The sequence below is a fragment of the Streptococcus mitis genome (assembly GCF_902159415.1).
Lineage (GTDB): Bacteria > Bacillota > Bacilli > Lactobacillales > Streptococcaceae > Streptococcus > Streptococcus mitis_BG.
On the sequence record NZ_CABGJU010000001.1, the window covers coordinates 1,102,160 to 1,126,901 of the forward strand.

The window sequence follows — 24,742 nt, forward strand, 5'->3', positions numbered from 1 at the left end:
TAAGGAGGTTTTTGCTATGACACAACGTTATGAAAACATTATGGTAGCTGTTGATGGTTCTAAAGAAGCTGATTTGGCCTTTGTCAAAGGTGTTCACATTGCACTACGAAATCAAGCTAAATTGACCATTGCCCATGTAATCGACACTCGTGCTCTTCAAAGTATTTCAACATATGATGCTCAAGTATATGAAGAATTACAACTTGAAGCTCAAAATTTGATGGCAGAATATGAAAAACGTGCAAAAGATGTAGGGCTCAATGACATCCGAATTGTGATTGAAATGGGAAATCCTAAAACTCTATTAGCTAAAACCATTCCTGAACAAGAAGAAGTCGATTTGATTTTAGTTGGAGCAACTGGACTTAATGCCTTCGAGCGTCTACTTGTCGGTTCTTCATCAGAATATATCTTACGCCATGCCAGTGTCGATCTCCTGGTTGTTAGAGACACAGATAAAACTTTTTAAAAAGAATTAAAAAAGGAGCCAATGCGCTCCTTTTTATTGTTTATTTTCTCTTTCTTTATGGCGTTCATAAGCCCTGATTTGACGTTCAAGTTCCTTCTTAATAGCTGGTTCTGGGGCATGTTTCTCCTCCCAACCTTCAGGTTTGAGAATCTTGTGAGTCACTGGATCAAACTGTGCCTTACCATCTGGGAAAATCTTGGCCATATTGGCTTGATGGACAATCTCAAAAATACGCTCTGGATCCACTCCCATCAATACAAAACTACCATAAGTAAAATACAGAGTATCAATCAAGGCATCGACTTGTCCAACCAAAGTACTTTCAGCCGGTATTTTTTGAGAAACTTTATCTGCTGATACATCAAGTGCCTGGTGCAAATCTTGTACAGCTTGTTGAAATTCCTCTTCAGAATTGCTTGCAGCACGGACAAATTCAACTAACTCTTCAACTTTGAATGCGGCTCGATGAGTTGCTCCTTTTACATCCCAAACTTTAGGCTCTTCCTGAGTTCTCTCATCCATCAAATGATGGAAGGCTTTAACCTTATTAAAGTGATAATCTCGACTCACAAATACTTTTTCAGAAGACAATACACCAAAGTACTCCAAGGCCTTGTGTATACCTCCCTCTTGGTTGCTTGTTGTGATGTGTTTTGCTACTTCCTTAACACTACTGCTACCATTTCCCATAGCAACAGACATCCCAACACCAGCCAACATTTCCAAGTCATTATCAGAGTCTCCAAAAGCCATGACTTGATTAAGATCAAAACCATACTCTTTTCCGACACGGCGAATCCCTTCTAACTTGGAATTCCCCTGATTGATAATGTCCGCTGCAAAGGGATTACTTCTAGTGAATTTGAGATGGTCTAATTCTGTAGCTGCTTGATTAGACTCTTCTGGAGTCATCAACATCAGAACTTGATAGACCGGTTGATTGATTAAGTCTAGCAAATCCTCTTCTTTTTGAGGGACAGCTTTACTAACCATACGGTTGAATGAGCTACTGATTGTTCGAGTCAAAAACTTAGGTACAAATCGACTGACCAATTGTGATAAAGGACTGAGACCAAAGGACATGATTCGAGAACCAACAACTGCTTGTCTAGTTCCCATAGCGATTTCTTTTTGATTTGCCTTTGCATAAGAGATGATTTGTCTGAGACTTCCCTTATCGATAGGACTGGCAAAGAGAACACGGTCTTTGTTAAAGATATATTGGCCATTATAGGTAACTGCAAAATCTAAATCTAAATCATCCATCAGATCTTTAACAAAAAAAGGTCCTCGTCCTGTTGCTACTCCAACTAGGACACCCTGTTCTTTTACAATCTTAATGGCTTCTTTTGTGGATTTCAAAACACTCTTACGATCATTTACCAGCGTTCCATCTATATCAAAAAATACTGCTTTGACTTCCATGACTGTCTCATTCCTTTCTTTTATGATACAATGATTATACCATATTTCAGAAAAAGTGAGCGAATCATGACAAAGAAAATCCTCGTTTTACACACCGGTGGCACTATTTCTATGCAAGCAGACGAATCAGGTGCTGTCAGAACTAGTTCGGACAATCCTATGAATCATGTCTCAAATCCCCTAGAAGGTATCCAGGTCCATTCCCTAGATTTTTTAAACTTACCCAGTCCCCACATTACACCTAAACATATGTTAGCCCTTTATCATAAAATCAAACAAGAGGCATCGGCCTATGATGGTGTTGTCATTACACATGGGACAGATACACTAGAAGAAACGGCTTATTTCCTCGACACCATGGAGGTACCTCATATGCCTATCGTCCTGACAGGTGCTATGAGAAGTTCCAATGAACTGGGAAGTGATGGTGTCTACAACTATCTTAGCGCCTTACGAGTGGCCAGTGATGACAAGGCTGCAGATAAGGGTGTGTTGGTCGTTATGAACGATGAAATTCACGCCGCCAAGTATGTTACCAAGACCCACACTACTAATGTTGGGACTTTCCAAACGCCGACTCATGGCCCCCTTGGACTCATTATGAAACAGGAAATTCTCTATTTCAAAACTGCTGAACCCCGTGTCCGTTTTGACCTTCATTCTATTAAAGGTTTAGTTCCTATCATTCCAGTCTATGCAGGCATGACCGACGAACTGCTCGATTTACTTCCTATTGACCAACTAGACGGGCTCATCGTCCAAGCCTTTGGAGCTGGCAATGTTCCAAAAGAAACTGCGCAAAAATTGAAGTCCCTCATTCAAGAAGGGCTACCAATCGCTCTAGTTTCTCGCTGTTTTAATGGTATCGCCGAACCTGTCTATGCCTACGACGGAGGAGGGGTTTGTTTGCGAAAATCAGGTGTCTTGTTCGTTAAAGAGTTGAATGCTCAAAAAGCTCGCCTAAAACTCCTTATCGCGATTAATGCTGGACTCAAAGGTGATGAACTTAGAGAATATATGGAAGGATAAGAAAAACTCAGGAAACTTAACAATTTCCTGAGTTTATTTTTTTATTTTTTACGAGTTGATCGACGCTCTGTTAAGCCGTGTTGAAGTAGTACTTCTCTTTCTTCCAACTCTTCTTTGTGCATAATCTTAGTCAACATACGCATACTGATTGCACCTAAATCATACAAAGGTTGAGCAATAGTCGTTAGATTTGGTCTTGTATAGCGTGCGATTTGTGAATCATCACTGGTGATAATTTCAAATTCTTCTGGCACAGAAATTCCTTGGTCAGCCAATCCATTCAAGACTCCTGCAGCCAATTCATCACCTGTAACAATAGCTGCTGTTGCTTTTGAAGAAATCAAACGCTCTGCTAAAGCATAACCATCATCATAGCGGTATTTTGACTCAAAGACAAGACCTTCACTATAGTTGATACCCGCTTCTTTCAATGCATCCTTATATCCAACCAAGCGCACTTTCCCATTAATATCGTCTACTAATGGACCACTGATAAAGGCAATTTTTTTGTTGCGCTTCAACAAATGACGAACAGCATCTGCAGTAGCAGTCTTATAATCAATATTAACGCTCGGAAGTTGATGCTCTACATCCACAGTTCCTGCCAAAACTACAGGCGTTCGTGAACGTGAGAATTCTGAACGGATTTTTTCTGTTAAGTGATAGCCCATAAAGATGACACCATCAACCTGTTTTGAGAAGAGGGTATTAACCACCGATACTTCTTTTTCATCATCTTCATCACTATTAGCAAGGACAATATTGTATTTATACATTTCGGCAATATCATCAATTCCTTTTGCTAGAGTCGCAAAAAATGTATTTGTAATATCTGGAATGACAACTCCAACCGTTGTTGTCTTCTTACTTGCCAAGCCACGAGCTACTGCATTAGGACGATAATCTAGACGTTCAATAACCTCTAAGACTTTCTTTCGAGTGTTTTCTTTAACATTTTTATTTCCGTTAACAACACGACTAACTGTCGCCATCGAAACTCCTGCTTCACGGGCAACGTCATAAATTGTTACTGTATCATCTGTGTTCATTCCGGTTCCTTTCTCTATTGAAAATTTTGTTTTCATGTTTGTACCATTTTCATTCTATCACTTGTTGTAAGCATTTTCAAGCATTTAATAAATTTTTATTTAATATTCTTATTTCCTTCAGTTTTTTACAACAAACTTTTCTTGATTTTTACACCATTTTGCAGTATGATAATAAGAAAACGAGTTGGAGGTATGGATGTCTTTTACAGATTCTCATAGACGTTGTGCAAGTTTTGGTATCGCAACTAACTTACCAGACGATGTCATCGACTCCATTTGGTATATTATTGACCATTTCCTAAAACATGTTTTTGAGTTAGAAGATGAGCTAGAGTTTCGACTCTTAAATAGCAATGGAGCTATTACCTTTCGATTTTCAAGTCAACATCTACCTACAATCATTGATTTTGACTTCACCCACCCTTTTGATCCTCTCTATCCACCTAAAGTAATTGTCTTAGATATGGATGGAAAGGAAACAATCCTTCTCCCAGAAGAAAATGAACTTTATTAAAAAACCTAGCATCCTAACAATTAGTTTAGGAGACTAGGTTTTTTTATTTTTTCAATTCTTGATATAAGTGACGAATCGGTTGTCCTAGGACTGGATGGATGAAATGAGGTGCAATTTCCTGCAGCGACTCTAAGACAAAAAGTCGCTCAGCAACATAAGGATGCGGCAAGATGAGACTATCGTTATAAATGACCTGATCCTCCATAAAAAGCAAGTCCAAATCAATCAAACGAGGTCCCCAATGCACTTCTCTGACCCGTCCCATTTCAGACTCAATAGCTAATAAGTTTTCTAATAAAATTGGAACCGGCAGCCAAGTTTCGACTTCAATGACCTGATTAGCAAAATTATCTTGCTCTACACCGCCCCATGGCTCAGTTATAATCACACTAGACTCTTTGAGAATACGAATCCCACGAGTACGCATCTTGTCAAGAGCTAGTTCAAGATTAGCCGTCTTATCCCCCATATTGCTACCTAGAGCAATAAAGGCTCTTTGTTTGCGGCGATGGATGGTTACTGAACAGGTGTCTAGTGGTAGATGAATAGGCGCCCATGGTTTTTTGAGTTCCAGTTTAATTTCTTGAACTATTGGATAGGTTTCAAAAGTGCGCTCTACTAGTTTGTAGGCAACTGTTTCAATCAAGTCTTCAGTGGTTTCCTGAAACCAAGTTGTCCATTGCTGACAGAGCTCGCCATAATGGACAGAAGCTTCCAAATCTAAGTCCGTAGCAGCCTTGGTCATATCGTAGGATAAGCTTGCATCAATGATAAATTTTTGGCCCAGTTCCTTCTCACTTGGGAAAAGACCATGATAGGCAAAAATTTCCAAATCCTTAATGCGCAATTGATCCATAACTAGTCCTTTCTAGAAAAAATCGTTTGAATCGATTTTTATAACCCCATGAGACGGTATGCTTGATCTCGAAGATCTTTGTCTGTCTCAAATACTCCACGAGCTACTGTTGTCAAGGTTGCAGTTCCTGGTTTTCGAACACCACGCATACTCATACACATATGCTCTGCTTCAATCACAACGAAGGCTCCCTTAGCACCTAGATATTCCATCAAAGCATCTGCCACTTCGATATTCAAGCGTTCTTGAATCTGTGGCTTTTTAGCATAAACTTCAACTGTACGTGCAAGCTTAGACAAACCTGCTACTCGTCCATCTGGAATGTAGGCGATATGAGCTTTCCCATAAAAGGGTAAGAAGTGGTGTTCACACATGGTATGGAAAAAGATATCCTTTTCTACTACCATATTGTCATCAATGATTTCAAAGGATTTTGATAGATGTTCCTCCGCCGTTTGACCAAGTCCTGAAAAAATCTCCTGATACATGCGAGCTACACGTGCAGGAGTTTCCTGTAAGCCTTCGCGATTAACATCTTCACCGACCGCTTCGATAATCATTTTTACAGCCGTCTCAATCTTTTGTGTATTCATTCTCTAGTTTTTCCTCTCCATTAGATAGGCTCTCACCTGGCTCAAGAAATACAAGGAGCCCGTAACTATCCTAACTGTTTTTTTCTCTTCATTTTCTGTTATTTTTTGATCTAGAAATTCCTGCCAACTTTGATAGTTAAGCTTTCTAGAACGGGCTACCGCTTTTAACACCTCTTCGTCAGTTGCTCGACTATCGTCAAAGTGAGTGAGTGTCAGTTCAGTATTCGGCAAGGCACTTAATAAGTCTAGCATGTCCTCTAAAGCCTTGGTCTTGATACAAGTAAAGAGGATTTCCTTCTGGTAGTCGGCAAAGCGTTCTTGCAAGGTTTCTACCAAAGCCTTGATTGCATGGGGATTATGGGCCCCATCCAAAATCATTAAGGGTTCTCTACAAACAACTTCCAATCGTCCAGGCCAGCTTGTCTCTGCCAAGGCCTGAGCCACTATGTCATTACTTGCCAATTCTCGGCCAGTCTCTTGGCAATAGGTATCTAACAGGGTTATGGCCATCCCAGCATTCTCTATCTGGTGTAAACCCAGCAATCCTGTCTGAAAGCTACCTTGTCTATGCGGGCTTGTATAGTCAAAGACTTCTCCCGTCCTCACACTCCCTTGATGACTGACTTGATAATCTTCCCCATAAACAAGCCTAGGAGCCTCTTTCGCTTTCGCGATTTGGTTGATAACTGCTAAGGCTTCTGGGACAATATTTCCTGTTACCAGGGGAACTCCTTGTTTGATAATTCCAGCCTTCTGCTCTGCGATGGATTCAAGGGTATCACCCAGCAAAGCTACATGGTCCAACCCAATGGTCGTAATACCTGTTAAGATAGGCTGGCAAACATTGGTGCTATCCAAAAGTCCGCCCATACCTACTTCCATAATGGCCACATCGACTCGCTCAGAAGCAAAATAATCATAGGCTATAGCAGTGATAATCTCAAACTCTGTCGTTCCCTGCAAATCATGAGCATGCTCCCCTTCAAGTAGTGAGCGATATTCTGCCATCAGCCTTTCCAATCTCGCTTCTGAGATGGATTCACCATTAATACTAATCTGATCCCTATAATGAATCAGATAGGGTGAGCTAAAGACTCCAACTCTTAGCCCCATCTTTTCCAACATATTTTTCAAAAAAGCTATGGTAGAACCCTTGCCATTGGTGCCTCCGATATGGATAACCTTGAGCTTAAGATGAGGATTGCCTCGTAGGACTAATAGCTTCAACATCCTCTCCAAACCAAAGTTTGGTCGGTCTGTCCGATAGTGGGTTATCCACTGATTCGTTTCGTTTTTATTCATCTTATTTATATTGTTTCAAGTTTAAATTTTCCGCATCATCTGCCAGACGGATGGCTGATGCAATTTCAACTGCCATCTTGTGGCTGGCTACATCGTGTACACGCACAACTTCTACACCCTGTCTAGCGGCGATACTGGTCACATGAGCTGAAGCCGTATCACGATTGTGGAAGCCTTTTTCAGTTTCCGGGTTTACTTCAAAACCATTTTCTTCCAGAATATTGATGACAAAGCGCTTGCGAGAGACTCCTAAAAAGATAGGATAGCCCATCTCGTGTAATTTATCAAGGTCACGTAGAAGTATGAGATTTTCCTTTTTGGTCAAGCCAAAGCCAATCCCAGGATCTAGCATGATGTTTTCTTTCGAAATTCCTGCTTTTTCCGCTCTTACTAGAGCACGGTCAAAGAAAGCTGTCATCAGTTTTTCTACTGGTAGTTTTTCAAACTCATCTAAGTCTTCCTTTGTAAAAGGCTCACCAAAGCCAAAATGAGGGAAGATAAGTGAACTAGGGTGTTGAGGGCGTGCCATTACTGGATTAAACATGATGACTACCTGAGCTCCAGCTTTAGCAACCACATCCGCCATCTTCTCATCACCCATGAGACCAGTAATGTCATTGACTATATGGGCACCAGCTTTTAGAGCTTCATCTGCAACCTGACTTTTCCATGTGTCGACCGAAATCAGAACATCACTCTCTTGACGGATAGCCTTAATGATTGGGATAACACGTTGGATTTCCTCTTCAATCTCAACATAGCTACTTCCAGGTCGAGTGGATTCTCCACCAATATCTAGGATAGTGGCTCCTTCGTCTATCAATTTTCTAGCCTGTTTTAAGGCTTCCTCAACAGCAAAAAATTGACCCCCATCAGAGAAAGAATCTGGGGTGACATTGATAATACCGCAAATAGCTGTTTTTGTATGATTGTCTCTTTTTTCCACGATTATCACTCAAATTTCATTTAGATTGGTATTCCTCTATTTTACTGTTTTTTTTGGATTCTGTCCAATTATCCCTCGGGACTCTCAAACTTTAAAAGAGCGCAAAAAAGAGAGTGGGATAGAAATCGGTAATTCGTTAGAATTCGATTTCGTCGTCCCACCTCCGCACAGTTGAGTAGGGTTGTAAGAACTGATGAAATCAGCGTAGTAGAGCCCACTCAACCACTGCGTCCTGCTCGACAATCCAAAGACAATTGAGAGGCTAGAACTTTTGTCCCAGCCTCTTTTTTAAAATTCTTATTTTTCAGTCAAAGCTGCAAGTCCTGGAAGGACTTTACCTTCGAGAAGCTCCATTGAAGCTCCACCACCAGTAGAGATCCATGAGAATTTGTCCGCACGTCCAAGGTTGATCGCAGCTGCTGCTGAGTCACCACCACCGATGATTGATTTAACGCCTGGTTGTTTCACGATAGCGTCCATCACACCGATTGTACCAGCTTGGAAGTCAGGGTTTTCAAATACACCCATAGGACCGTTCCATACAACTGTTTTCGCACCAGTCAATTCTTGGTCGAATTTAGCGATTGATTTAGGACCGATATCAAGACCAAGGAATCCTGGATCTACTGCTTCACCTTCAGTGTCTTTCACTTCAGTGTAGTCAGCAAATGCGTTTGCTTCTTTTGAGTCAACTGGCAAGATCAATTTGCCGTTTGATTTTTCAAGAAGAGCTTTGGCAACATCCAATTTGTCTTCTTCTACAAGTGAGTTACCGATTTCGATACCTTGAGCTTTGTAGAATGTGTAAGTCATCCCACCACCGATAAGGACTTTATCAGCTTTTTCAAGCAAGTTTTCGATAACACCGATCTTGTCTGAAACTTTTGAACCACCAAGGATAGCCACGAATGGACGTTCTGGAGCTTCAACTGCTTCTTGGATGTAGGCAATTTCGTTTTCAAGAAGGAAACCAGCAACAGCTTTTTCAACGTTTGCTGAGATACCAACGTTAGATGCGTGCGCACGGTGAGCTGTACCGAATGCATCGTTTACGAAGATACCATCTCCAAGTGATGCCCAGTATTTACCAAGTTCAGGATCATTTTTAGATTCTTTCTTGCCGTCAACATCTTCAAAACGAGTGTTTTCAACCAAGAGAACTTGTCCATCTTCAAGAGCGTTAATCGCTGCTTCCAATTCAGCACCACGAGTAACACCTGGAAGGAAAGTAACGTCTTGACCCAATTTAGCAGCCAAGTCAGCAGCTACAGGAGCAAGTGATTTACCTTCTTTATCAGCTTCTTCTTTCACACGTCCAAGGTGAGAGAAGAGGATTGCACGTCCACCTTGCTCAAGGATATACTTGATAGTTGGAAGAGCTGCAGTGATACGGTTATCATTAGTGATCACGCCATCTTTTACAGGAACGTTGAAGTCAACACGAACGAGAACTTTTTTCCCTTTCAACTCAACATCTTTAACAGTCAATTTTGCCATTTGAAAAGACTCCTTATTTTTTTTATGTGTTAATTATATCACAAAATCAGTAAAAGAGATAGAAAAACCTTAAACTTTTCTCATTCTCGATTAGTCTGTTACTTTAAAAATAAGAGTATAAAACTAGTGATTCTTAGATAATCGAAACTCTCACTAATTTTAAATTTTCATCCAAAAAATCATAAAATGCTTACTAGTTGGAATAATAATAGCCCAACTAAATGATACTTTTTAATAAAAGATTCATTACATTTTTATTAAAATTTACTATTTACTACTTGTGAGATTGCTTAGAATCCTTTAAAATAGAATGGGAGAAATTCCGCGATTAGTTTTCGGAGGAAAAAGAAAATGTCCATTAATTGGCAGGAAATTGCATTTCACTTTTTAGGTGGTCTGGGACTATTCTTATATAGTATCAAGACCATGGGGGACGGTTTGCAACAAGCAGCTGGAGATCGTCTTCGATTTTACATTGACAAATATACCAGCAATCCTTTCTTTGGAATTTTAGTTGGAATTGGAATGACTGCCCTGATTCAATCGAGTTCAGGTGTTACGGTTATTACAGTTGGTCTGGTTAGTGCCGGACTATTGACCCTGCGTCAGGCTATTGGGATTGTTATGGGAGCCAATATTGGAACAACCGTCACATCCTTTATCATTGGTTTTAAATTGGGAGACTACGCATTACCTATGCTCTTTCTCGGAGCAGTCTGTCTCTTCTTCACAAAAAATAGAACCATCAATAACATCGGACGAATCATCTTTGGTGTCGGTGGTATCTTCTTCGCCCTCAATCTAATGAGTGGTGCAATGGAACCCCTTAAGGATTTACAAGTCTTTAAAGACTACATGATAGAACTGAGTAAAAATCCAATCTTGGGTGTTCTTGTCGGAACAGGTTTAACCCTTCTGATTCAAGCCTCCTCAGCGACCATCGGGATCCTACAAAATCTCTACGCTAGCAATCTGATTGACCTTCAGGGTGCCCTACCAGTTCTCTTTGGAGATAACATCGGAACTACTATCACTGCTATTATCGCTTCCTTGGGTGCTAATATTGCAGCCAAACGTGTGGCGGCAGCCCATGTGACCTTTAACGTTATCGGAACCGTTATCTGTATTATCTTCCTCGTTCCATTTACAGGCTTAATCCAATGGTTTGAGAGCTTCTTAAATCTAGCTCCAGAAATGACCATTGCCTTCGCCCACGGAACCTTCAACATTACCAATACAATCATTCAGTTTCCATTCATCGGTGCTCTTGCCTTCTTGGTAACCAAACTTATCCCTGGAGAAGACGAAGTTGTCAAATACGAGCCACTTTACCTTGATGAGCAACTGATCAAACAAGCTCCATCTATCGCTCTTGGAAATGCTAAAAAAGAACTTCTACACTTGGGTAATTATGCTGCGAAAGCCTTTGACCTCTCTTACGACTATATCATCAACTCTAATGAAAAAGTTGCAGAAAAGGGACATAAGACTGAAGAAGCTATCAATACTATTGATGAAAAATTGACTCGTTACCTCATTAGTTTATCTGGTGAAGCTTTGAGCCAAAAAGAGAGTGAAGTCTTAACAAATATCCTTGACTCTTCACGAGACTTAGAACGTATCGGAGACCACGCTGAAGCTTTGATCAATCTTAACGATTACTTGCAACGTAAAAATGTTCAATTCTCTGAGGCTGCCTTAGAGGAACTAGCAGAGATTTATCATAAAACTAGCGAATTCGTTAAAGATGCTCTTGAGAGTGTTGAAAATAATGATTTCAAAAAAGCTCAAGCTCTTATCGAACGACATGAAGACATCAACAACATGGAACGTGTCCTTCGTAAGACTCATATTAAACGTCTTAATAACGGAGAATGTTCTACCCAAGCAGGTGTCAACTTTATCGATATCATTTCTCACTACACTCGTGTATCAGACCACGCTATGAACCTTGCTGAAAAGGTTTTGGCAGAACAAATTTAAAACGAAAAAAATGCTTTGATTCTTTCGAATCAAAGCATTTTAAATAGCTCTCCAATCATAAAGGAAGATGCGGCTGCACCCCTGTATCTCGCTTCTTCCTTTTTGATAAAGCGGGCCAGATTGACTAACTCTGGCGCTGGGGTCTTGGGATTCTTGAGAAGTTCAATAGTGACCAGACCCGATAGCCGTACTGCTAGCAAGCGCTCATTGGTACTGGGCAATTGCTTAGCAGTTTCTAGGAGCGCAACCACTAGATCTTCACTTAGGTTTTGACGGGCATTATTGTAAAGATCCCGTATCAAGGTTTCTAGGTTTGGTTCTTCCATCCCTATTACCTCCGTCATTTCTGTTTAATAATTTTTGATTAAATCTACTGTAGAACGATCCAATTTTTTAACCAAGGCTTGTAAGAAAGCTTGTGCTTCAAGGAAATCATCCATTGCATAAAGGGTTTGGTGAGAATGGATATAACGGGCACAAACACCGATTGTTGTTGATGGTACTCCACCATTTTTCAGATGAGCTGCACCGGCGTCAGTCCCACCTTTTCCACAGTAGTATTGATACTTGATTCCAGCTTCTTCAGCTGTCGTCAAAAGGAAATCCTTCATACCTGGGAGAAGCAAGTGACCTGGATCGTAGAAACGAATCAAGGTTCCATCACCAATCTTACCTTGACCACCATAAACATCACCAGCTGGCGAGCAATCCACAGCAAGGAATACTTCTGGGTCAAATTTGGTTGTTGATGTATGAGCACCACGAAGTCCGACTTCTTCTTGGACATTAGCCCCAAGAAAAAGTTCATTGCCTAGTTTTTGACCGGACAAGTTTTCTGCTAATTCACTCACCATGAGAACTCCGTAGCGGTTGTCCCAAGCTTTTGAGATGATATTTTTTTCGTTAGCTGTTAGGATTGCGCTACTATCTGGAACGATGGTATCTCCAGGACGGATACCAAAACTTTCAGCCTCAGCCTTATCCGCAAAACCTCCGTCAAAAACGATATCTGCAATAGCTGGCATAGTTGGCCCGCCTGTCCCACGAGTCAAATGTGGAGGTACTGAGCCCGAGATAACTGGAATTTCACGTCCCTCACGAGTAAAGAGTTTGAAACGTTGGCTGCTGACAACCATAGGATTCCAACCGCCAATTTCAACTACTCGGAAAGTGCCATCTGGCTTGATTTCACTAACCATAAAGCCTACTTCATCCATGTGAGATGCTACCAAAACACGAGGTGCATCGACTGCTTCTGAGTGTTTGATACCAAAAATACCACCTAGGCCATCTGTTACTACTTCATCCACGTGAGGAGTTATTTTCTCACGGAGATAAGAGCGTACAGGCGCTTCATGACCTGAGATAGCAGAAAGTTCTGTTACTTCTTTGATTTTAGAAAATAATGTTGTCATTTCTATCCCTTCTTTCTTTCAACCATTTTACCACTTTTTATAGGAGAAGGGTAGTGAAAATCATCAATCTATCGATCTATCGATCTATCTACACAAAAAAAGAATCACGACTGTGATTCTTTTTATTTTGAATTTCTCTTTAAAGAAAAGTGATCTGGTACGGGGTCCTTACCTATTTCAGACCAAGGATGACATCGCAATATCCGTGCCAATCCCATCAGACCCCCCTTAAATCCATGCTTCTCAATAGCCTGAATCATGTAGTTTGAACAACTTGGCTCAAATCTACAAGAAGGCGGAAAAGCTGGGGATATAAAACGTTGGTAAAAGCGCACAGGCGCAATTAAAATTCTTTTCATTATTTCTTAGTTACAGCCATAGTATGTAGTTGGCTGATTTCTTTTTTGTTAAGACGACGGGATTCTCCTGGACGAAGCCCCGTCAAATCTAAATGTCCAAAACGTGTCCGAGACAACTTATCCACTGGAAGCCCAACTGCTTCAAACATCTTTTTAACCTGGTGGTTACGCCCTTCATGAATGGTCAATTGTACTACAGAACGGTTTTTAACAGGATCTACTTTGATAATTTCGTAGACGGCCGGCTTAGTTTTCTTACCATCAATCTCAAGACCACGAGTTAAGGGGCGGAGATTTTCTTTATTAGCCACTCCTTTAACACGCGCCACATAAACCTTATCGATTTCATTACGTGGGTGAATCATCTCATCTGTAAAGTCACCATCATTGGTCAAAATCAATACACCTGACGTATCCCAGTCCAAACGTCCCACAGGGTAGATGCGCTCTTTAACATTCGGCAAGAGGTCGACAACAGTCTTACGTCCCTTGTCATCTGTCACACTAGAAATCACTCCACGTGGTTTATTGAGCAGATAGTAAACCTTCTCTTCGTTGTAGATTGGTTGACCTTCAACTTCTACCTTGTCGCCAGACTTAATGGTTGTCGCTAGTTCGCGTACTACCTGACCGTTAACAGTCACCAAGCCTTGCTTGATCAACTCCTCTGCTTTTCTCCTACTGGCCACACCTGCGTGGGCAATATATTTATTGATTCTCATCTTCTTCTATCCTTTCACCAAATAATTGGCTTTCTTGTGCTTGAATTTCAAGCTCGTCAATCACAGGCAATTCTTCCAAATGGTTAATACCCATGTAATCCAGAAAATAATCCGTCGTTACATAGAGGTTAGGGCGTCCAAGCACCTCTTTTTTCCCGTCTTCTCGTATCAAGTCAAAGGCCTGTAACTTTGCCAAAGCTCCACTCGAATTAACCCCACGAATAGCGTCGATTTCTATACGTGTGATAGGTTGCTTATAAGCAATAATGGACAAGGTTTCAAGCGCAGCCCGAGATAGACTCTGGTTGATTGGCGCCTTAGAATATTCTTTTAAAATATCAGCAAATTGAGGCTTGGTCACCAATCTGTAGGCCCCTCCTGTCTCAATCAGGGCCAAACTAGAATCCTGGTCTTTTTCATACTTTTTGGCTAATTTTTCTAAGCTTTGCTGAATTCCTGTTGGTGGAAGTGATAGAAGCTCAGCCAACTGGCGGACTCTAATCCCATCTTCACCCGAAACAAACAGGAGTGCTTCTATTTTTGCTAAAGTACTCATACTTCCTCTCTATCAAGCCTGACTTTGCTCTACTTGACTTTCCTCATTCTTTTTCATGAGATAGATATCTCCAAAACTCTCTTTTTGAATCAAGAGAATTTCTTGGGTTTTAATCAACTCCAAGGTTGCTAAAAAAAGTGTAATGACCTCTTGTAAATCCTTGGTTTCTTTAAACAAATCCTGCAGGCATAGTTGTTGCCCTTCTACTAAGGCTTCCCGAACAATGACCATCATATCCTCAATCTTATACTCATCTCGTAAAATGGTTGTATGATTTTTCGAGAATTCTTCCTTTTTCTTGGTCAGTAAGGTTGAAAAGGCTAAGAAAAGATCGATCGTGGTCTTATCATGCACAAGTTCAGCATCCTCGTAAATCAACTCTGTCGGTGCTTTAGAATAATACTGGGCTCGATCTTGGTGTTTCACTTCCAACTGCTCTCCCAAAAGTTTAAACTTGCGGTATTCTTCAATCTGAGAAAGAAGATCCTGCTCTAGGTCATCCTCTAAATCAGACACTTCCGCAACCTTTGGCAAGAGCTTACGACTTTTGATAAGCATCAGTTGGCTAGCCATCACCATATATTCACCTGCCACTTCTAAACGCATGGCTTGTAAGGTTGATACATAGGCTAGATATTGCTCGATAACTTCTGTAATAGGCACATCATAGATATCCATCTGGTACTTTGAAACCAAGTGCAAGAGCAGATCCAAAGGTCCTTCAAAATCTTTTAATTTAATATCCATTATCTATATTTTTCTAAGGTCATGACTGTCTTTAATCCTAATTTTTTAGCAATTTCGTACAAGTCAACCTTCTCTTCAATTTGTCTTAATATAAACTGTTCTCTCAAGCCTTGAGCCGATAACTCAGTAAAACCTTTTTCCTTTAGAAAGGCTTCTAACTGACGAAAGGCCCATTGACGGGAGTATGGTTTCCCAGCTTTTTCAAAGAGATAGGTCTGCCCCATAAAGGGCTCCAACTCTGTTAGCAAGGCTCTTGGGAGAGCTACAATTCTTTGTTGGGAAGACTTAGTAATTCTCAACACTTGAAAGTCCAGATTTATATCCGCAATTTTCAAGGCTAGAATTTCACTTGGCAACAGTCCTAATTCCAACATCAGCAAAGCCAGTAAGCGGCCTTCTGGAAAATTACTTTCCTGCCAGAAAGAACTCAAGTCTAATAATTCTGGTTTTTCTTCCCTTTTCTCAGCCTGTTTGGCTAACTCCAAACGGTAAAAACTATTAAGCTTCCCTTTTTGATAGAGAAAGTAGAGAAACTGGTTGCAGGCTGAAACTTTGCGTTTCTGGGCACTCGGTTTTAAATCCGACAGTTGAGCCTGATAAATCTTGAGACTAGTCTCAGAAATTTGCTCTCCTATCATGTCTAAAAATTGCTCTAAATCATATTTATAAGACTGCTTGGAATTACTGGACAAATCTTGTTTTTCATCTAAAAATGCTATAATCCATTCTCTCATTTACTTCGAATCTCATATTCCTTACTAAAGTCATGTAAGAGGGCATTAACAGCCTTTAAGATAGACTTACGTGTGATAATTCCCTGGAAAACACCATCCTTATCTACAACAGGGAGGAAGGACTCATCCACTAGCTTGTGCAATACATCCGTGAGCTGATAATCTGGCTCAACAACTGCAACATTCTTTTTTGTCATATGAACAATGTCTGTATCGGCCATGGCTTCTTGACTCAAGCCATTCTCCATTTGGTAGGCTAAAATATCTCTTAGGCCAATTGTTCCGACAAATTTTCTCTTATCTGTTACTACTGGAACCCTACTATAGGTCATCTGACTAAGCAAGAGGATTGCATGATCTGCATTGTGGGTATCGATTAAGACAGCCAAATTTTCAGCAGGAGTCAAAAAGGTTTCCTCTTGCTCCAGTAAAAATAGTTCAAATTCCTTGGCAATCATCGAACAAACTCCGTAGACAAGCCTGGATATACCTCATGATTACGTGTCAAAAAATCCACTTTAAAATAGCTGTCATCAATCTCTACACGAGCGTAAAGACATTCTCTGATGGCTCCACGTGGTTGACTGATAGACCCTGGATTTAGAAAGAGAGTCTTTCCCTCCATCCAAGCACTTGGTACATGTAAGTGACCATAGAGACAGATATCAGCATCTTCCTCTTGAGCCCAGAAATCTAGTTTTTGGAAATTGAAGTTAATGTCAAATAAGTGGCCGTGAGTCTGGATAATCTTGGTAGGACCCAGTTGAGTCACTAAGCGTTCTGGATAATCTGAATAGAAATCCATGTTTCCTCTAACTACCTGAATCCCTTCCCAAAGTGGTGAATCTGGGCGAAGCTCCGAGTCACCATCGTGAAAAATGGCATCAACTTTCCCAAGATAGCGATCACGTATTTCTTCTACAATCAAGCTATCTCCATGGGAGTCGCTCATTACAATGATGGTTTGCTTTGCCATGATGGAAATACCTCCAAAAGTTTCTTAACGGCTAAGGCACGGTGAGATTGACTATTTTTTTCTTCAAGGGTTAATTCAGCTGATGACTTGCCTGTTTCTCCTACTAGGAAAAGAGGATCATAGCCAAAACCATTTTCACCCTTAGGTTCAAAGTTAATGTAGCCTGGCCAATCAGCTTCGACCACCAAGCTTTCCTTATTTGGACTAGCTACAACTAAGGTTGTGTGGAATTGAGCTGAACGGTTCTTGAGGTCAAAGACCATAGCTAATTCGTGTAAGAGTTTGGCATTGTTTTCTTGATCACTTGCCCCTACTCCTGCGAAACGAGCTGACCAGACCCCTGGCAATCCGCCAAGAACATCTACTTTAAGACCAGAATCATCCGCCAGAACCATCTTACCTGTCAATTTGGAGATGGTCTCAGCCTTAAGGCGAGCATTTTCTTCAAAGGTCATACCAGTCTCAGCAACTTCAGGCAGATCTGGGTAATCATTGAGATTCTCCACATCATATCCAAGCTTGTCAAAGATAGCACGAAATTCCTTGGTCTTCCCTTCATTACGAGTCGCTATGAGCAAGGTTTCTCTGACTTTGCTAGTTTCAAAGAAGGCTTCAACATCTACTCCTTCTTTAGGTAATTCCACATGCAAGAGTTGCCCATTTTCAACTAAGAGTAAGGCACCTTGGCGTTGAATGACTTCTAAATTGCGATCTGCCTCTTGGTTGAGTATATCGACAACAAAGGAGAGTAAGCGATAAAGGGAACCATAGCGTAAAACAGTGACTGAAAGCGGGAAGCCTCGTTCTTCATCTCCAAATATTTTGACGAATTGGAACATAGGAAAGTCTAACTCATCATCCGTCAAGGTCCGAATACCGCCAAAAACGCTATAAGAGCCTACATACCAGTCCTGGTCATCCTTGTATTCATAAATTTTGTTGGTCATAATGTTACATGCTCCACATGAATCTCTTTTTCAAGCCATTCCGCTCCAATCTGAGCAAAACTATGGCTATTTGCAGTCGTGTAAAAACGGTGTTGTAGAGGTCCGGCATCGCGGCCACGATTAATCTCGAAATAATTGAGTAAGACAGAGATATCCCGCACGCACTCTGCTCCACTATCAATCAGTTTTACCTCTGGTCCCATCACATTTTGGATAATAGGTCTTAGGAGCGGATAATGAGTACAACCCAGAATCAAACTGTCCACTTTTCCGACCAAAGGACGTAGAGTTTCGTAGACTACTTTCTTGGTCACACTGGTTGAAAGTGCACCTGACTCAACCAAAGGAGCAAATTTGGGACAGGCCAAGCTTTCCACCTGTAAATCCGGATCCAGATCATGGATTTTCTGACGATAGATGTCAGATGATACAGTCATAGGTGTTCCGATTACACCAATTTTACCACCTTGGCTGGATTTGATAGCCGCTGACGCACCCGGTAAGATGACACCCAGGACAGGGATATCCAACCTAGCCTTGACTTCTTCCCAAACAACTGCTGTTGCAGTATTGCAGGCAATGACAATCATTTTGACATCCTTGGTCAAAAGAAAGTTGACCAGTTGCCAAGTGTATTCACGAATTTGCTCAGCAGGACGAGGACCATAAGGTGCCCGTGCTGAATCTCCAATATAGACGATTTCTTCATGGGGAAGCTGGCGCATGAGTTCACGTACAACCGTCAAGCCTCCGACACCCGAATCCAAAAAACCAATTGGTCGATTATCCATATAGTCTTCTTTCTAGTCTTATGTTTCTGATTGATAGTTCATTATCATTACATTTCTTACTGAAATTTCTGACAGTTTGGTAAAGTTCCAACTGTCTCCCTCTTAATCATAATCAAATATCAATAGAATGCAAGCAAAATGCTTCAAACTTCAATAAATGTGAACATAGTGAGAAGTCTGGAACTTTCATCCCAGACTTTTCCTATTTATAGTGACAAGAAGCTTTTATTTTTTCTTTTTGCTGTTAGCAAGAGCTGCTTTTTGTTGACGAATAATTTGGTGATACACTTGTTGTACCTTAGCTTCGCTTGGTTTTTGACCATTAGCACTCAAAAGAGTACGAACTGCTTCTGCATTCAGACGTGGGTTATCAGCAAATTCTTTTTCAATTTGTTTACGCACCAAGTACATGCCTCCAAGAGCACCTCCTAGAAAAGCTAAAACAATCAAGACAATCGCTAAAATAAGATCCATAATATTTCTCCTGTTTCTTTTAAAGTCTACTATATTATATCATAAAGTCCCACTGCTGACTAGTTTGATTTGCGCTTTCAGAAAGCAACTAGCAACATTTTAATTCACTTTACCTATAAAAAGGCTTGCTTATTATCCATTATAAAAATTAGAATATATACTGTCCTTAAAATAAACAAATGAAGCCTTTAAAACCTTGCAATAAGTTAATGTGTCTGCTATAGTAAAATCATAGAACTCACTATACTACTTACACCAATAATAAAAAATCTATGAAAAATAAAAATAACTATCAACTTTTATACGACCAACCAGCTACTCCTTCTTATGATGGTTGGGAAAAACAAGCTCTCCCAGTCGGAAACGGGGAAATGGGAGCTAAGGTTTTCGGACTCATCGGTGAAGAAAGAATCCAATACAACGAAAAAACTCTTTGGTCTGGTGGCCCACAACCAGATAGCACCGACTACAACGGAGGAAACTATCAAGGTCGTTATAAGGTCTTAGCAGAAATTCGGAAAGCATTGGAAGAAGGAAACCGCCAAAAAGCCAAACAATTAGCTGAGCGTAACCTCGTAGGACCAAACAATGCTCAGTATGGTCGTTACTTATCTTTTGGTGATATCTTTATGGTCTTTAACAACCAAAAGAAAGGCTTGGAAAATGTTACCGACTATCATCGTGGCTTAGATATTTCTGAAGCTATCTCGACTACTTCTTATACCCAGGACGGGACAAACTTTAAACGCGAAACCTTCTCTAGCTATCCTGACGATGTTACCGTGACTCACTTGAGTAAAAAAGGGGATAAAACACTTGATTTTACCCTTTGGAATAGCTTGACAGAAGATTTGATTGCTAATGGAGAGTACTCTATGGAAGAATCAAATTTCAAAGAAGGAAGTGTTAATGTCGATACCAACGGTATTTTACTCAAAGGCAGTGTCAAAGATAATAGTCTTCAATTTGCTTCCTATCTTGGAGTCAAGACGGATGGACAAGTCACTGCTCAAGACAGCTATTTGACCGTCACTGGCGCCAGATATGCGACCCTTTTACTCAGTGCCAAGACCAACTTTGCTCAAAATCCAAAAACCAATTATCGCAAGGATATTGACCTAGAAAACACTGTCAAATCTATCGTAGAAGCTGCTAAGGCAAAAGATTATGAAACCCTAAAAAATAACCACATCAAGGATTATCAAAGTCTCTTCAATCGTGTTCAACTAAATCTTGGGGGTAACAAATTTAGCCAAACTACAAAAGAAGCTCTACATACCTACAACCCAGAAAAAGGGCAACAACTAGAAGAGCTCTTCTTCCAATACGGACGTTACCTCCTCATCAGTTCATCTCGTGATCGGACGGATGCCCTTCCTGCCAACTTGCAAGGAGTCTGGAATGCTGTAGACAATCCACCTTGGAACTCCGACTACCACCTCAATGTCAACCTTCAGATGAACTACTGGCCTGCCTACATGAACAATCTTGCAGAAACTGCTAAGCCGATGGTCAATTATATCGATGACATGCGCTACTATGGTCGTATCGCTGCTAAAGAATATGCAGGTATTGAATCCAAGAACGGCCAAGAAAACGGATGGTTCGTTCATACTCAAGCGACGCCATTTGGCTGGACAACTCCAGGCTGGAATTACTATTGGGGTTGGTCTCCGGCTGCCAATGCTTGGATGATGCAGAACGTCTATGATTACTACAAATTCACCAAGGATGAAACCTATCTCAAAGAAAAGATCTATCCAATGCTTAAGGAAACAGCCAAGTTCTGGAACTCCTTCCTGCACTACGACCATGCTAGTGACCGTTGGGTTTCTTCTCCATCATACTCACCAGAGCATGGGACCATCACTATCGGAAATACCTTCGACCAATCTCTGGTTTGGCAGCTATTCCACGACTATATGGAAGCAGCCAATCATCTCAATGTCGACCAAGACTTGGTTACCGAAGTGAAGGCTAAATTTGACAAACTCAAACCACTTCATATCAACCAAGATGGTCGCATCAAGGAATGGTACGAAGAAGACAGTCCTCAATTCACGAATGAAGGAATTGAAAACCACCATCGTCACGTTTCTCATCTGGTTGGTCTCTTCCCAGGTACTTTATTTGGCAAGGATCAGCCTGAATACCTAGAGGCAGCACGCGCAACCTTAAACCACCGTGGAGATGATGGAACGGGTTGGTCTAAGGCCAATAAAATCAACCTCTGGGCTCGCCTGCTTGATGGAAATCGTGCCCACCGTTTGTTGGCAGAACAGCTCAAATCTTCAACTCTTGAAAACCTTTGGGATACGCACGCACCGTTCCAAATCGATGGTAACTTTGGTGCAACCAGTGGGATGGCAGAAATGCTCCTTCAATCCCACACTGGCTACATTACCCCATTACCAGCTCTTCCAGAAGCATGGAAAGACGCGCAAATTTCAGGTTTAGTCGCTCGTGGCAACTTTGAAGTCAGTATGAAATGGAAAGAAAAAAATCTTGAAACGCTATCTTTCGTTTCTAATGTTGGTGGAGATTTAGTCGTAGACTATCCAAATATCGAAGCTAGCCTCGTCAAAGTTAACGGTAAGGAAGTGCAAGCAAGCCGCATCAAAGACAATCGCATCCAGCTTGCTACTCAAAAGGGCGACCTAATTACCTTTGAGCACTTTCCTGACCCTATTTCCTCTGAACTAAACCAAGTATAATCTATATGATAAAAACTCTACGAAGTTATCACCAGCTTTAACTCTAGTATTGCCATAAACTAAAAAGGATGGAAGATTTTCCATCCTTTTTTATCATCTAAATTCCTCATTACTAAAGTAATTTTACAAACTAAAGTAATTTTACAATCCAATCTAAAATTGATACTCCTAAGTCTATAAAAAAATTGTATACTACAGAGTAAATGATATACCAAATAATTTCTATTAAAATTATAATTGGTTTAATCAAGATAAAAAATAGAATATCCCAAATCAATTTCATTTCTTATCTTCCTTTCTAGGAAGCCCAAGAATTCCTGGTAAGGAAGAACTTAGTTTTAAAGCTAGAATAAATCTAGTCAACCCTAACACTTCTGGCTCTGATTCCTTCTTTTCAGTTAAAACTTCCATCCCTTTTACCCAAAGGCATGCTCCAACAGTTCTAGCAAGATCAGTAAACAAATTTGGTTGATGATCCATTTGATTCTCCCTTGGTTAATCACACTTATAATCGCTTACTTTTTATTGTATTCAGTATATCAAATTGTAAAAGATAATCAAGTTTTATAACTAAAAGAAAAAAGTTTCATAATCTTCATAGAATGAATCTACAAAAATTATAAAACCTTTTCTTATTTCAAATCATTTTTATAGCGTTCCAATTCTGCTTGGTTAGCCCAAACATAATGACCTGGACGAATTTCGACCATGGAAGGTTTATCAGTTTCGTAGTCATGTTGATCTGGATCATAGACTTTCAAAACTTTTTTACGTTCCAAAATTGGGTCTGGAATCGGTACCGCAGACAAGAGAGCTTGAGTATACGGATGGATTGGATTGTTAAACAATTCTTCCGTTTCCGCGACTTCAACAATGACCCCTTTGTAAATAACTGCAATACGGTCAGAGATGAAACGAACAACTGACAAGTCATGGGCAATAAAGAGGTAAGTCAAGCCTAGTTCTTTTTGGAATTTCTTGAGCAAGTTCAAAACTTGGGCACGAACTGAAACGTCCAAGGCTGAAATCGGCTCATCTGCGATAACAAAGTCAGGTTGCATAACCAAGGCACGAGCGATACCAATACGTTGACGTTGTCCACCTGAAAACTCATGAGGATAACGTGTCAAATGTTCAGCCAAAAGTCCAACTTCACTAATAATCTTTTTAACTTTCTCTTGTCTTTCTTCCTCATCCTTAAATAGATGGAAATTATAAAGACCTTCAGAAATGATATAGTCAACCGTTGCACGCTCATTCAAACTAGCAGCAGGGTCTTGGAAAATCATTTGAATACGACGGATTACTTCAGCTTCTTGAGCTCGTGATTTTTTACCGTTGATCTTTTTACCTTCGAAGAGGATATCCCCTTTACTGGTATTATTCAAACCGATAATTGCACGACCAATCGTTGTTTTACCACTACCTGACTCACCAACTAGAGAGAAAGTTTCACCTTTGTTGATAAAGAAGTTAGCATTTTTAACGGCTACAAACTTTTTGCTTCCTTCACCGAAGGAAATCTCTAAGTCTTTAATTTCTACTAATTTTTCAGACATTTCCTTCCTCCTAGTTTTCTAGATGAACAAGACCCATTCTCTCACGAATCTTGTCATGTAAATTTGAAATTACTGCTGGTTTTTCAACTTTTGGAGCTCGTTCATCAAGCAACCAAGTTTTAGCCCAATGAGTATCTGACACAGCAAATTGAGGTGCTTTTTCTTCAAAATCGATCTTCATTGCGTAATCTGAACGAAGAGCAAATGCATCACCTTTTAATTCTGTATATAGTGACGGAGGAGTACCTGGAATTGAATATAGTTCTCCTTTATCATCAGCTAACTGTGGCAAACTTGATAGTAGGCTCCAAGTATAGGGATGACGAGGATCATAAAAGATTTCTTCAACAGTACCGTACTCAACAATCTCACCAGCATACATAACTGCAACTTTATCTGCAATACTTGCTACAACACCGAGGTCGTGTGTGATAAAGATAGTTGTAAAGTGATATTCATTTTGAAGAGACTTAAGCAAGTCAATAATCTGAGCTTGAATGGTAACATCAAGGGCCGTAGTTGGCTCATCACAGATAAGAACATCAGGACGACATGCAAGAGCAATAGCGATAACGATACGTTGACGCATCCCTCCAGAATATTGGAATGGGTACTCTTCAAATCGCTTTTCAGCATCAGGAATACCAACCTTATTCATATAGTCGATAGCCAATTCTTTTGCTTCTTTTGCTGTTTTACCTTGGTGTTTAATGATAACCTCGGTAATTTGGCTTCCGATTGTTTTGATTGGGTCCAAACTAGTCATAGGATCTTGGAAGATTGTTGCAATCTTAGCCCCACGAATCTGTTCCCAATCCTTGTGAGAAGAAAGTGCTGTTAGATCTTGACCACGGTAATCAATGTTACCAAAAGCAATACGTCCATTTTCTTCCAACATTCCTGTAAATGTTTTTGTCAAAACTGATTTACCGGATCCAGATTCTCCCACTAAAGCAAGAACTTCTCCTTCAATCAACTCAAGAGAAACTCCTCGAATAGCTGTCAATACTTTGTCACGAACGTCAAATTCCACGACAATATCTTGAGCAGATAAAATTACATTTTTTTCTTTTGTCATTTCTACT

At 40.4% G+C, this 24,742-nt stretch carries 26 protein-coding genes and 1 pseudogene; 5 read left to right on the top strand and 22 right to left on the bottom strand.

The window, feature by feature from the left end; all coding sequences use genetic code 11:
• Window positions 1–16 precede the first annotated feature (16 nt).
• A complete protein-coding gene (locus FN031_RS05820; RefSeq protein ID WP_142558434.1) occupies window positions 17–469 on the top strand; it encodes a universal stress protein in 453 nt (150 codons plus the stop codon).
• A gap of 33 nt (window positions 470–502) precedes the next feature.
• Here FN031_RS05820 and FN031_RS05825 read toward each other — a convergent pair whose 3' ends face one another.
• Entirely contained in the window at window positions 503–1,894 is a 1,392-nt protein-coding gene (locus tag FN031_RS05825) for a Cof-type HAD-IIB family hydrolase (RefSeq protein WP_142558436.1), read from the bottom strand.
• 66 nt (window positions 1,895–1,960) lie between these two features.
• Between FN031_RS05825 and FN031_RS05830 the strand changes: the two genes are divergently transcribed.
• On the top strand, window positions 1,961–2,923 hold the full coding sequence (locus FN031_RS05830; protein WP_142558438.1) for an asparaginase: 963 nt from the start codon (window positions 1,961–1,963) through the stop codon (window positions 2,921–2,923).
• Window positions 2,924–2,964: 41 nt separating this feature from the next.
• Here the strand turns inward: FN031_RS05830 and ccpA are convergent, their stop codons facing one another.
• The gene (gene ccpA / locus FN031_RS05835) at window positions 2,965–3,972 is read right to left on the bottom strand and encodes a catabolite control protein A (RefSeq protein ID WP_142558440.1); all 1,008 of its coding nucleotides are present in this window, start codon (window positions 3,970–3,972) and stop codon (window positions 2,965–2,967) included.
• Window positions 3,973–4,168: 196 nt separating this feature from the next.
• Between ccpA and FN031_RS05840 the strand changes: the two genes are divergently transcribed.
• Window positions 4,169–4,486 (top strand): DUF960 domain-containing protein, encoded by a 318-nt coding sequence (locus FN031_RS05840; RefSeq protein WP_142558442.1) that lies wholly within the window; start codon window positions 4,169–4,171, stop codon window positions 4,484–4,486.
• 43 nt (window positions 4,487–4,529) lie between these two features.
• Here FN031_RS05840 and folB read toward each other — a convergent pair whose 3' ends face one another.
• The 5 genes from folB to FN031_RS05870 all read right to left on the bottom strand — a co-directional run bounded on the left by folB (window position 4,530) and on the right by FN031_RS05870 (window position 9,680).
• Complete coding sequence (gene folB, locus FN031_RS05845) at window positions 4,530–5,342, bottom strand: dihydroneopterin aldolase (RefSeq protein WP_142558444.1); 813 nt, start codon at window positions 5,340–5,342, stop codon at window positions 4,530–4,532.
• 38 nt (window positions 5,343–5,380) lie between these two features.
• Window positions 5,381–5,935 carry a GTP cyclohydrolase I FolE gene (gene folE / locus FN031_RS05850; protein WP_142558446.1) on the bottom strand — a complete coding sequence of 185 codons (555 nt, stop codon included), beginning with the start codon at window positions 5,933–5,935 and terminating at the stop codon, window positions 5,381–5,383.
• Between the two features lie 3 nt (window positions 5,936–5,938).
• Window positions 5,939–7,237: a bifunctional folylpolyglutamate synthase/dihydrofolate synthase gene (locus tag FN031_RS05855; protein ID WP_142558448.1), complete on the bottom strand. Its 1,299-nt coding sequence runs from the start codon at window positions 7,235–7,237 to the stop codon at window positions 5,939–5,941.
• A gap of 1 nt (window position 7,238) precedes the next feature.
• The gene (folP, locus tag FN031_RS05860) at window positions 7,239–8,183 is read right to left on the bottom strand and encodes a dihydropteroate synthase (RefSeq protein WP_142558450.1); all 945 of its coding nucleotides are present in this window, start codon (window positions 8,181–8,183) and stop codon (window positions 7,239–7,241) included.
• A gap of 297 nt (window positions 8,184–8,480) precedes the next feature.
• Window positions 8,481–9,680, bottom strand: coding sequence for a phosphoglycerate kinase (locus FN031_RS05870; protein ID WP_142558452.1), 1,200 nt, complete (start codon window positions 9,678–9,680; stop codon window positions 8,481–8,483).
• Window positions 9,681–10,031: 351 nt separating this feature from the next.
• Between FN031_RS05870 and FN031_RS05875 the strand changes: the two genes are divergently transcribed.
• Entirely contained in the window at window positions 10,032–11,663 is a 1,632-nt protein-coding gene (locus FN031_RS05875; RefSeq protein ID WP_142558454.1) for a Na/Pi cotransporter family protein, read from the top strand.
• Between the two features lie 29 nt (window positions 11,664–11,692).
• Here FN031_RS05875 and FN031_RS05880 read toward each other — a convergent pair whose 3' ends face one another.
• From FN031_RS05880 to FN031_RS05935, 12 genes are all read right to left on the bottom strand, one after another.
• Window positions 11,693–11,989 (bottom strand): bacteriocin immunity protein, encoded by a 297-nt coding sequence (locus FN031_RS05880; protein ID WP_142558456.1) that lies wholly within the window; start codon window positions 11,987–11,989, stop codon window positions 11,693–11,695.
• A gap of 24 nt (window positions 11,990–12,013) precedes the next feature.
• Window positions 12,014–13,078 (bottom strand): glutamyl aminopeptidase, encoded by a 1,065-nt coding sequence (gene pepA, locus FN031_RS05885; RefSeq protein WP_142558459.1) that lies wholly within the window; start codon window positions 13,076–13,078, stop codon window positions 12,014–12,016.
• Between the two features lie 122 nt (window positions 13,079–13,200).
• Entirely contained in the window at window positions 13,201–13,437 is a 237-nt protein-coding gene (gene yidD / locus FN031_RS05890) for a membrane protein insertion efficiency factor YidD (protein ID WP_142558461.1), read from the bottom strand.
• Window positions 13,437–14,159 (bottom strand): pseudouridine synthase, encoded by a 723-nt coding sequence (locus FN031_RS05895; RefSeq protein ID WP_142558463.1) that lies wholly within the window; start codon window positions 14,157–14,159, stop codon window positions 13,437–13,439. The genes yidD and FN031_RS05895 overlap by 1 nt, the downstream gene beginning before the upstream one ends.
• On the bottom strand, window positions 14,146–14,715 hold the full coding sequence (gene scpB, locus FN031_RS05900; RefSeq protein ID WP_142558465.1) for an SMC-Scp complex subunit ScpB: 570 nt from the start codon (window positions 14,713–14,715) through the stop codon (window positions 14,146–14,148). The genes FN031_RS05895 and scpB overlap by 14 nt, the downstream gene beginning before the upstream one ends.
• A gap of 12 nt (window positions 14,716–14,727) precedes the next feature.
• Complete coding sequence (locus tag FN031_RS05905) at window positions 14,728–15,462, bottom strand: segregation/condensation protein A (protein WP_142558467.1); 735 nt, start codon at window positions 15,460–15,462, stop codon at window positions 14,728–14,730.
• On the bottom strand, window positions 15,462–16,196 hold the full coding sequence (gene xerD, locus FN031_RS05910) for a site-specific tyrosine recombinase XerD (RefSeq protein ID WP_142558469.1): 735 nt from the start codon (window positions 16,194–16,196) through the stop codon (window positions 15,462–15,464). The genes FN031_RS05905 and xerD overlap by 1 nt, the downstream gene beginning before the upstream one ends.
• On the bottom strand, window positions 16,193–16,654 hold the full coding sequence (gene cbpB, locus FN031_RS05915) for a cyclic-di-AMP-binding protein CbpB (protein WP_142558471.1): 462 nt from the start codon (window positions 16,652–16,654) through the stop codon (window positions 16,193–16,195). The genes xerD and cbpB overlap by 4 nt, the downstream gene beginning before the upstream one ends.
• Window positions 16,651–17,172, bottom strand: coding sequence for a metallophosphoesterase (locus FN031_RS05920; RefSeq protein ID WP_142558473.1), 522 nt, complete (start codon window positions 17,170–17,172; stop codon window positions 16,651–16,653). Before FN031_RS05920 ends, cbpB begins: the two co-directional genes overlap by 4 nt.
• The gene (locus FN031_RS05925) at window positions 17,148–18,119 is read right to left on the bottom strand and encodes a nucleoside-triphosphate diphosphatase (RefSeq protein ID WP_142558475.1); all 972 of its coding nucleotides are present in this window, start codon (window positions 18,117–18,119) and stop codon (window positions 17,148–17,150) included. The genes FN031_RS05920 and FN031_RS05925 overlap by 25 nt, the downstream gene beginning before the upstream one ends.
• Window positions 18,116–18,910, bottom strand: coding sequence for a glutamate racemase (gene racE, locus FN031_RS05930; protein WP_142558477.1), 795 nt, complete (start codon window positions 18,908–18,910; stop codon window positions 18,116–18,118). Before racE ends, FN031_RS05925 begins: the two co-directional genes overlap by 4 nt.
• Before the next feature lie 225 nt (window positions 18,911–19,135).
• Window positions 19,136–19,384 carry a YneF family protein gene (locus tag FN031_RS05935; protein ID WP_075226808.1) on the bottom strand — a complete coding sequence of 83 codons (249 nt, stop codon included), beginning with the start codon at window positions 19,382–19,384 and terminating at the stop codon, window positions 19,136–19,138.
• A gap of 281 nt (window positions 19,385–19,665) precedes the next feature.
• On the opposite strand from FN031_RS05935, the pseudogene FN031_RS05940 reads away from it, so the two are divergent.
• Window positions 19,666–22,080: pseudogene (locus FN031_RS05940) on the top strand (glycosyl hydrolase family 95 catalytic domain-containing protein); the annotation flags it as partial.
• Window positions 22,081–22,377: 297 nt separating this feature from the next.
• On the opposite strand, the gene FN031_RS05945 reads toward FN031_RS05940, so the two are convergent.
• The 3 genes from FN031_RS05945 to FN031_RS05955 form a co-directional block, all read right to left on the bottom strand.
• Window positions 22,378–22,578, bottom strand: coding sequence for a mechanosensitive ion channel protein MscL (locus FN031_RS05945; RefSeq protein ID WP_142558481.1), 201 nt, complete (start codon window positions 22,576–22,578; stop codon window positions 22,378–22,380).
• Window positions 22,579–22,730: 152 nt separating this feature from the next.
• Window positions 22,731–23,657 (bottom strand): ATP-binding cassette domain-containing protein, encoded by a 927-nt coding sequence (locus FN031_RS05950; RefSeq protein WP_142558482.1) that lies wholly within the window; start codon window positions 23,655–23,657, stop codon window positions 22,731–22,733.
• Between the two features lie 10 nt (window positions 23,658–23,667).
• Window positions 23,668–24,735: an ABC transporter ATP-binding protein gene (locus tag FN031_RS05955; RefSeq protein ID WP_142558485.1), complete on the bottom strand. Its 1,068-nt coding sequence runs from the start codon at window positions 24,733–24,735 to the stop codon at window positions 23,668–23,670.
• Window positions 24,736–24,742 lie beyond the last annotated feature (7 nt).

Bases quoted from the DNA above. Each gene is read 5' to 3' on its own strand.
- FN031_RS05820 (WP_142558434.1), top strand. From the start codon at position 17: ATGACACAACGTTATGAAAACATTATGGTAGCTGTTGATGGTTCTAAA.
- FN031_RS05825 (WP_142558436.1), bottom strand. From the start codon at position 1,894: ATGGAAGTCAAAGCAGTATTTTTTGATATAGATGGAACGCTGGTAAAT.
- FN031_RS05830 (WP_142558438.1), top strand. From the start codon at position 1,961: ATGACAAAGAAAATCCTCGTTTTACACACCGGTGGCACTATTTCTATG.
- ccpA (WP_142558440.1), bottom strand. From the start codon at position 3,972: ATGAACACAGATGATACAGTAACAATTTATGACGTTGCCCGTGAAGCA.
- FN031_RS05840 (WP_142558442.1), top strand. From the start codon at position 4,169: ATGTCTTTTACAGATTCTCATAGACGTTGTGCAAGTTTTGGTATCGCA.
- folB (WP_142558444.1), bottom strand. From the start codon at position 5,342: ATGGATCAATTGCGCATTAAGGATTTGGAAATTTTTGCCTATCATGGT.
- folE (WP_142558446.1), bottom strand. From the start codon at position 5,935: ATGAATACACAAAAGATTGAGACGGCTGTAAAAATGATTATCGAAGCG.
- FN031_RS05855 (WP_142558448.1), bottom strand. From the start codon at position 7,237: ATGAATAAAAACGAAACGAATCAGTGGATAACCCACTATCGGACAGAC.
- FN031_RS05870 (WP_142558452.1), bottom strand. From the start codon at position 9,680: ATGGCAAAATTGACTGTTAAAGATGTTGAGTTGAAAGGGAAAAAAGTT.
- FN031_RS05875 (WP_142558454.1), top strand. From the start codon at position 10,032: ATGTCCATTAATTGGCAGGAAATTGCATTTCACTTTTTAGGTGGTCTG.
- FN031_RS05880 (WP_142558456.1), bottom strand. From the start codon at position 11,989: ATGGAAGAACCAAACCTAGAAACCTTGATACGGGATCTTTACAATAAT.
- pepA (WP_142558459.1), bottom strand. From the start codon at position 13,078: ATGACAACATTATTTTCTAAAATCAAAGAAGTAACAGAACTTTCTGCT.
- yidD (WP_142558461.1), bottom strand. From the start codon at position 13,437: ATGAAAAGAATTTTAATTGCGCCTGTGCGCTTTTACCAACGTTTTATA.
- FN031_RS05895 (WP_142558463.1), bottom strand. From the start codon at position 14,159: ATGAGAATCAATAAATATATTGCCCACGCAGGTGTGGCCAGTAGGAGA.
- scpB (WP_142558465.1), bottom strand. From the start codon at position 14,715: ATGAGTACTTTAGCAAAAATAGAAGCACTCCTGTTTGTTTCGGGTGAA.
- FN031_RS05905 (WP_142558467.1), bottom strand. From the start codon at position 15,462: ATGGATATTAAATTAAAAGATTTTGAAGGACCTTTGGATCTGCTCTTG.
- xerD (WP_142558469.1), bottom strand. From the start codon at position 16,196: ATGAGAGAATGGATTATAGCATTTTTAGATGAAAAACAAGATTTGTCC.
- cbpB (WP_142558471.1), bottom strand. From the start codon at position 16,654: ATGATTGCCAAGGAATTTGAACTATTTTTACTGGAGCAAGAGGAAACC.
- FN031_RS05920 (WP_142558473.1), bottom strand. From the start codon at position 17,172: ATGGCAAAGCAAACCATCATTGTAATGAGCGACTCCCATGGAGATAGC.
- FN031_RS05925 (WP_142558475.1), bottom strand. From the start codon at position 18,119: ATGACCAACAAAATTTATGAATACAAGGATGACCAGGACTGGTATGTA.
- racE (WP_142558477.1), bottom strand. From the start codon at position 18,910: ATGGATAATCGACCAATTGGTTTTTTGGATTCGGGTGTCGGAGGCTTG.
- FN031_RS05935 (WP_075226808.1), bottom strand. From the start codon at position 19,384: ATGGATCTTATTTTAGCGATTGTCTTGATTGTTTTAGCTTTTCTAGGA.
- FN031_RS05945 (WP_142558481.1), bottom strand. From the start codon at position 22,578: ATGGATCATCAACCAAATTTGTTTACTGATCTTGCTAGAACTGTTGGA.
- FN031_RS05950 (WP_142558482.1), bottom strand. From the start codon at position 23,657: ATGTCTGAAAAATTAGTAGAAATTAAAGACTTAGAGATTTCCTTCGGT.
- FN031_RS05955 (WP_142558485.1), bottom strand. From the start codon at position 24,735: ATGACAAAAGAAAAAAATGTAATTTTATCTGCTCAAGATATTGTCGTG.